This window comes from Halorussus salinus, assembly GCF_004765815.2.
Taxonomy (GTDB): Archaea; Halobacteriota; Halobacteria; order Halobacteriales; family Haladaptataceae; genus Halorussus; species Halorussus salinus.
Genome location: NZ_ML974127.1, coordinates 530,308 through 536,916, shown reverse-complemented (window position 1 = coordinate 536,916; position 6,609 = coordinate 530,308). Strand labels below are relative to the sequence as shown.

7 protein-coding genes are annotated in these 6,609 nt (G+C 67.7%); 3 read left to right on the top strand and 4 right to left on the bottom strand.

The window, feature by feature from the left end:
• Positions 1 to 7: 7 nt before the first annotated feature.
• Complete coding sequence (locus EPL00_RS02715; RefSeq protein ID WP_162224133.1) at positions 8 to 946, top strand: segregation/condensation protein A; 939 nt, start codon at positions 8 to 10, stop codon at positions 944 to 946.
• A 40-nt stretch (positions 947 to 986) separates the two neighbouring features.
• On the opposite strand, the gene EPL00_RS02710 is transcribed toward EPL00_RS02715, so the two are convergent.
• From EPL00_RS02710 to EPL00_RS02695, 4 genes are all read right to left on the bottom strand, one after another.
• Positions 987 to 1,493, bottom strand: a complete 507-nt coding sequence (locus EPL00_RS02710; RefSeq protein ID WP_135851956.1) for a CBS domain-containing protein — start codon at positions 1,491 to 1,493, stop codon at positions 987 to 989.
• A gap of 127 nt (positions 1,494 to 1,620) precedes the next feature.
• Positions 1,621 to 2,475 carry an S-methyl-5'-thioadenosine phosphorylase gene (gene mtnP / locus EPL00_RS02705; RefSeq protein WP_135851957.1) on the bottom strand — a complete coding sequence of 285 codons (855 nt, stop codon included), beginning with the start codon at positions 2,473 to 2,475 and terminating at the stop codon, positions 1,621 to 1,623.
• Positions 2,476 to 2,578: 103 nt separating this feature from the next.
• Complete coding sequence (locus EPL00_RS02700; RefSeq protein WP_135851958.1) at positions 2,579 to 2,917, bottom strand: DMT family transporter; 339 nt, start codon at positions 2,915 to 2,917, stop codon at positions 2,579 to 2,581.
• Between the two features lie 131 nt (positions 2,918 to 3,048).
• Positions 3,049 to 3,759, bottom strand: a complete 711-nt coding sequence (locus tag EPL00_RS02695; RefSeq protein ID WP_135851959.1) for a phosphoribosyltransferase — start codon at positions 3,757 to 3,759, stop codon at positions 3,049 to 3,051.
• Between the two features lie 183 nt (positions 3,760 to 3,942).
• Here EPL00_RS02695 and EPL00_RS02690 point away from each other — a divergent pair, with 183 nt between their 5' ends.
• Entirely contained in the window at positions 3,943 to 5,349 is a 1,407-nt protein-coding gene (locus tag EPL00_RS02690; protein WP_135851960.1) for a chymotrypsin family serine protease, read from the top strand.
• 67 nt (positions 5,350 to 5,416) lie between these two features.
• Complete coding sequence (locus EPL00_RS02685; protein ID WP_135851961.1) at positions 5,417 to 6,325, top strand: PhzF family phenazine biosynthesis protein; 909 nt, start codon at positions 5,417 to 5,419, stop codon at positions 6,323 to 6,325.
• The last annotated feature ends 284 nt before the right edge of the window (positions 6,326 to 6,609 follow it).

The window sequence follows — 6,609 nt, the reverse complement described above, 5'->3', positions numbered from 1 at the left end:
GTACCGTGTGGGGGCCGGCTGGGGGGAGGCCGCCGCCGCCCGCGTGGGGGGGGGCGATTCCGAGGAATCGCCCGACGACGGGAGCGACGCCGAGGAGACCATCGTCGCCGACGAACTCGACGTGGACGCCGACGACGACGAGGCCGAACCCGTCGAACTCCTCGTGCAACTGGCCGAGGAGGGCGAAATCGAGCCGTGGGACATCGACATCGTGACCGTCACCGACAAGTTCCTCGACCGACTCGACGGCGCGGACCTCCGGACCTCGGGTCGCGCGCTGTTCTACGCCAGCGTCCTCCTCCGGATGAAGAGCGACGCGATGCTGGCCGACGACGACGAGGAGGAAGCCGAGGAGGCCGACCCGTGGGACGACTGGGGACCGGGGCCGGACGCGCCCGCGCCCGGCGACGAGGGCGAGTTCCCCGAGTTCGACCCCATCGAGCAGTTGGAAGACGAGATGGAGCGCCGCCTCGACCGCAAGAGTGCCCGCGGGTCGCCCGAGACGCTGGACGAACTCGTCCGCGAGTTGCGCGAGCGCGAGCGGGGGTCGTGGTGGAAAGAATCCCGAAGCTACGACACGACCGACTCGCCGTCGGGGTTCCAGCGCGGCACGCAGACGCTGGACTACCGGATGGACGACGACATGCGCGTGGACGAAGAACCCTCCGCGGACGACGTGACCGGGACCGCCCACGCCGAGGACATCGAGGCGGTCATCGACGACGTGCGCGACGAGTTGCAGTCCCACTACGAGAAGGGCCGGACCGAAGTCCTCTACGCCGAAATCGAGACGGTCGGCGGGTCGCGCATCCAGACGTTCCTCGCACTGCTGTTCCTCTCGCACCGCGGGACCGTGACCTTAGAACAGGACGACATGTTCGAGGACTTGTGGGTCGAAGACGCCGAGGCGACCGACGAACCCGAGACGCCCGCGATTGCGGACTGACCACCCTGCGTCGAGTGTCGCCTTCGGCGGTCCACGCCTCTCAGGCCGACGACTCGGGGTGTCCGTCCGCCGCCTCCTCGGACTCTCGTTCTTCGTCGGACCCTCCTTCTTCGTCGGACTCTCGCTCGGCGTCGGCCGCCGGTTCGCGCTCGTGGATGGCTTCGATCTGGTGTCGTAACTCCTCGTGGTTGTACACGATGTCGCTACTGGTGACGATACCGCAGAGAACTCCGTCGGCCGCGACCGGGAGATGTTTGACCGTGTTGTCGGTCATCACCTCGACGGCCTCGCTGACGGTCGCCGTCGGTTGGACCGTCACGACGGGGTCGGTCATCACCCGCTCGACCGACAGGCGACTGAACGGCTCGTCGGACCTCGCGCCCGCCGCCACCGCGTCCGACCGGGTGATGATGCCGGTCGGCCGCTCGTCCCGCAGGACGATGATGCTCCCGACGCCGTAGTGGAGCATCCGGTTCGCGGCGAGTTGGAGCGTGTTCTCGACATCTATCGTGACGACCCGCTCGGTCATCAACTCGCTGACCTGCATACTCGAATATCGCCCCGGTGACACGAATACCTGTCCCTCCTCGCGTCGGGCGATGCTCGTCGCTCTCGCTCCGTCGTTCGACGGAAAACGGATGCCCGAGGAGCGCACGACGCCGCGTCGCGCTCGGTCAGTCCAGATACTCGCCGACGAACGCGTCGACGCGCTCGCGGGTCTCGTCCGGAATCGCCTCGGTGGGCGTGTTGACGGTCCCCTCCAGCGCCGACCCGCAGTCACACTCGCGCTCGTCGGGCATGTTCCGGACCGCGTGTTCGACGACTTCCTTGATGGACTCCTCGTTCTCGGCGGCGTTGTCCAGCACCTCTTGGAGCGTGACTTCGCTGTCTTCTTTCCACACGTCGTAGTCGGTGACGCCCGTGACGGTGGCGTAGCACATCTCGGCCTCGCGGGCGAGTTTCGCCTCCGGAATCGTCGTCATGCCGATCACGTCCCAGCCCTGCTCGCGGTAGAACTCGCTCTCGGCGCGCGTCGAGTACTGCGGGCCTTCGATGCAGACGTAGGTGCCGCCCTCCTCGGAATCTGCGTCGGTCGCGGTGTCGCAGGAGTCGGCCAGATGCTCGACCATGTGCGGACAGTAGGGGTCCGCGAAGGGCATGTGGACGACGATGCCGTCGCCGAAGAAGGTCGCGTCCCGATGCTTCGTCCGGTCGAAAATCTGGTCGGGCACCAGCAACGTCTGGGGCGGCAGGTCCTCGCGCAGGCTCCCGACCGCGTTGCTCGACAACACGCGCTCGACGCCGACCTGCTTCAGCGCGTGGATGTTCGCCTTGTACGGCGCGTTCGTCGGCGTGTGCTGGTGGTCCGGGCCGTGACGCGGGAGAAAGGCGACCTCCTCGCCAGCCAACTCGCCGATGGTGACGGGCGCGCTCGGGTCGCCGAACGGCGTCGAAACGTCCTCCTCGCGGGTATCTTCGAGCGGAAGCGCCTCGTAGATTCCACTGCCGCCGATGAATCCAATCGTCATGCCCGACAGTCGCGTCGGTAGGTACTAAACGGCTACCCTTCCGGACCGTGGACCGAAACTCCCGGAGGAAACGGCGAGCCAATCGCTCGGGTCCGGTCGAGCGTCAGTGAGCGGGGTTGTAGGCGTCCGAGAAGACGTTCAGGACGACGACGCCGCCGACGACGAGCGCCATCCCGAGGAGTCCCGCGGCGTCTATCGGCTCGTCGAACAGGACCACGCCGAGGAGCGCCGCGGCGACGATGCCGACGGCCGACCACGTCGCGTACACCAGCCCTATCGGTAGCTCCTGTAGGGTGAGACTCAGGAGGTAGAACGACCCGACGTAGCCGACGACCACGACCAGCGACGGGACGGCGTTCGTGAACCCCTCCGAGAACTTGAGCGCCGTGGTGCCGGTCACCTCGGCGGCGATGGCGGCACCGAGATACAGGTACTCTCGCATGTCGTCGGGATTCGCGCCGACCGAGTTAAACGTTCAGTAATTCGACTCGTCCGGCGGTTCGGTTCGTCCGGGGACTCGACTCGGCACCGCGCGTCGGCCGGTCCGAGAAGGACCCGAGCGACGACCCGGCCTCAGGCCCCCACGCCCTCGTTAGCCACGAGTCGCCACTCGTCGCCCTCGTCGGCCAGCACGTCCCGCCGGACCATCTCTTCCAGTACCTCGTCCATCCGGTCGGGTTGGGCGATCTCCATCTCGATTCGCTCCACGTCGTGGAAGTCGCTGAGGAGGTGGCGAATCTCCTCGGTCGTGAAGCGGTCGCCGTCGGCCTTGTCCATCACGCCGCTGGTGATGTCTATCATGTCCTCGATGAAGTTCCACGGATACACAATCCACGCCCATTCATCCAGTCGCTCCCCGATGTAGTCCGGTTCGAACTCGCTGGTCTGGAGCAACTGGAGGGTCGCGGTCCGGACCTCCCCGGCGTCCCGGTCGGTGACGTACTCCTCGGCACGCTCGATGGACCCGCCGGTGTCGGCGATGTCGTCGATGATGAGTACGTCCTTGCCCTCGACGCTCCCCTCCGGCATCGGATAGCGTACCTCGGGTTCCGCCGACTTCTCGGCGGTCCCGACGTAGTGTTCCATCTTGAGACTCGTCAGGTCGTCCATCCCCAAGAAGTCACAGATACACCGCCCCGCGAACCACCCGCCGCGGGCCAGCGCGACCACCACGTCGGGGTCGAACGAGTCGTGTTTCACTTGGTCGCTGACATCGCGGCAGAGACCGTAGATATACTCCCAGTTCGTAATCGTACACTTGAACTCGTCGGGGAGTTCGCTCATACCACCTCGCAAATCGAGGCCCTGCACACTTAACCGTTTACAGGTGGATTTCCCGCCGCCTCGGGCGTTCACGCGGCTGTCAGGACCGGTCCCGGCGATACCATCGTCCGCGCCGCCGGTACTACTATTGTCGCGCGCGCCCTCAAATTACGCTCTCGGGGTGCGAAACCCCGGAGGTGTGCCATGCCGAGTTCAGAAGACTTCGAACACTTGCTCGACTGCCGGAACGTACTCGGCGTCGAATACGACGAGGAGACCGACACCGTGCGGGTGTACGTCTCCCAGAAACTCGACCCCGAAGAACTGACCGACGAGGACGACGTGACCAAGCGAGTCCCCGACCGAAACGTCGAGGTGGTCGATACGGGCTACGGCGACGAGCGCGAGGGGTTCGACGCGCTCGCCGCGGTCGAGATTCCCGACGCCGAGAGCGACCGCAAGGACCGCCACCGGCCGGTCGTCGCGGGCGTCAGCGAGATAAACGCCGACTCGACGGCCGCGACCGCCGGGCCGTACCCCGCCCGCGTGACCGACACCGCGGCCGGGAACTGGGCCGACGGGACCGACTCCGGCGAGGTCGTTCGCCTGAGCAACAACCACGTTTACGCGCTGGTCAACGAGGCGGAGTTCGGCGCGCCCGTCGTCCAGCCCTCGCCCCGCGACGGCGGCAGTCTGCCCGACGACAAGGTGGGCGAACTCCGCGGATACGTCCCCGTCGAGGAGGGTGTGACCGTGGACGTGGCCGCGCGCTCGGCCGACCCAGACCGGGAAGCGCCCGAGTACCACGAACTCCCCGACGAGTGGCCGACCGCGATTCGCCGCGACGACTACCGGTCGCTCAGAGGCGAGACCGTGACGAAGACCGGCCGGACGACCGGCGTCACGTCCGGGACGGTCGAAGCCGTCGGCGCGAGCGTCCGGGTGAACTTCGGGCCGGACCACGGGACCGTCACGCTACGGGACCAGATTATCGCCGGGCCGATGTCGCAGGGCGGCGACAGCGGGTCGCCGGTCTTCCGCGACGAGAGCGGCGAACTCGTCGGCCTGCTGTTCGCCGGGTCGGCGAACCAGACCATCTGTAACAAGATCGGAAACGTGGAGTCGGCGCTCGGCGTCGAGTTGCTGACTGGCGAAGCAGGCGATGGAGGAGACGGCGGTGACGGCGAAAGCGGCGGCGAGGGCGGTGGAGGTGGCGACGGACGTAACGGAACCGACGGCGACGACACCCCGACGTTCCTCCGAACCTTCGAGGAGACCGTCTCGCTCCCGACGGCCACGCCCGAGTTGACCCTCCGGTCGCTGACGGTGAGCGAATCGCCCGGTCCCGGCGAGACGGTCGAGGCGACTGCGACCGTCGTCGGGTCCGCGACCGGCCGCGCGTGGCTGGAAGTCGGCGGCGACCGGTATCGCTTCGAGTTGCGCGAGGACGACCGGCGAGACGGCGGCGAGGAAGACGGCGACGGAGAAGACGGCGGCGAGGGTCGAGAAGGCCGGTACGTCCGCGATATTAGGGTATCGGTGACGGCCCCGGCGGAGGCGGGCGAGTCGTTCGACGTGTCGGTGACTGGCGGGTATCTCCTCGAGGACTGACTCTCGGACGGAAGGGAGCGGCGGGGGCGACGAACCAACTAAGGGCGGCGCGGTCCACGGTGCGAGCATGGAGACGCGACGCGCCCTTCAGGTAGACGCCTTCACCGACGAACCGTTTGCCGGGAACGCCGCCGGAGTGGTCCCCGACGCCGACGGACTCGCCGAGAGCCAGATGCAGGCCATCGCCGCGGAGTTGGCCGTGAGCGAGACCGCCTTCTTCCGAACGAGCGACGAGGCCGACCGCCGAGTCCGCTACTTCACGCCGACGACCGAGGTGGACCTCTGCGGCCACGCGACCATCGCGTCCCACGCCTACCTACTGGAGGAGGGCGAAATCTCGCCCGGCACCCACAGCCTCGAAACCAACGTCGGGGTCCTCGAAATCGAAATCGAGTCCGACGGCACGGTCTGGATGACCCAAGACGCGCCCGAGATTCGCCGCGTGGACGTGAGCTACGAGCGGGTCGGCGACGCGCTCGGCATCGACCACGCCGCGATGGAAGACGTGGGTGCCGACCTCCCGCTGGCGGTCTCCTCGACCGGTCTCCCGTTCCTCGTCGTGCCGGTCAACTTCCTCGAACACGTCAGCGCGATGGACCCCGACCTCGGGACGGTCGAGGCCCTGACCGAGGAGGTCGGGGCGACCGGAATCTACGCGTTCAGCTTCGACGCGCTCGACCGCGACTCGACGCTCCACGGGCGGATGTTCGCGCCCGCCGCGGGCGTCCCGGAGGACCCCGTGACCGGCACCGCCAGCGGCGCGACGGGGGCCTACCTCCGGGAGTTCGAGGCCTTCGACGGCGAGGGACTGCCCGACGAGATGGTCTTCGAGCAGGGCCACTTCGTTGACCGGCCGGGCCACGTCCGCGTTCGCGTCGGCGACGAGGTCCGCGTCGGCGGACGGGCCGCCAGCGCGCTCGACGGCGAGTTGCGGGTGCCCGAGATGGACGACGGCGACGACATCATCGAGGCCTGAGTTCGTTCGCTCGATTGGACAGAAATTCCGGCGCGTGCGGGCGTGACCGCTCGCGGGTCACGCCCATCCGCGCGAGGGAACGAGGACCGCAGTGAAGCGAGGACCGCAGGAGGGTGGGGAGGAACGAGGCGTGCGGCCGCGGTGCTGTGCGGTGGCGGTGCTGTGCGGTGGACTCCGTGGAGTCGGCATCAGGGCGGTTCGCGTTGCTGTCGCGATGCTGTGACTCCGACGTTCAATCCCGACGGACAGCCTCTCCACGCTATCCGCGTCGCATCTCCTCGCCG

Bases quoted from the DNA above. Each gene is read 5' to 3' on its own strand.
- EPL00_RS02710 (WP_135851956.1), bottom strand. From the start codon at position 1,493: ATGCAGGTCAGCGAGTTGATGACCGAGCGGGTCGTCACGATAGATGTC.
- mtnP (WP_135851957.1), bottom strand. From the start codon at position 2,475: ATGACGATTGGATTCATCGGCGGCAGTGGAATCTACGAGGCGCTTCCG.
- EPL00_RS02700 (WP_135851958.1), bottom strand. From the start codon at position 2,917: ATGCGAGAGTACCTGTATCTCGGTGCCGCCATCGCCGCCGAGGTGACC.
- EPL00_RS02695 (WP_135851959.1), bottom strand. From the start codon at position 3,759: ATGAGCGAACTCCCCGACGAGTTCAAGTGTACGATTACGAACTGGGAG.
- EPL00_RS02690 (WP_135851960.1), top strand. From the start codon at position 3,943: ATGCCGAGTTCAGAAGACTTCGAACACTTGCTCGACTGCCGGAACGTA.
- EPL00_RS02685 (WP_135851961.1), top strand. From the start codon at position 5,417: ATGGAGACGCGACGCGCCCTTCAGGTAGACGCCTTCACCGACGAACCG.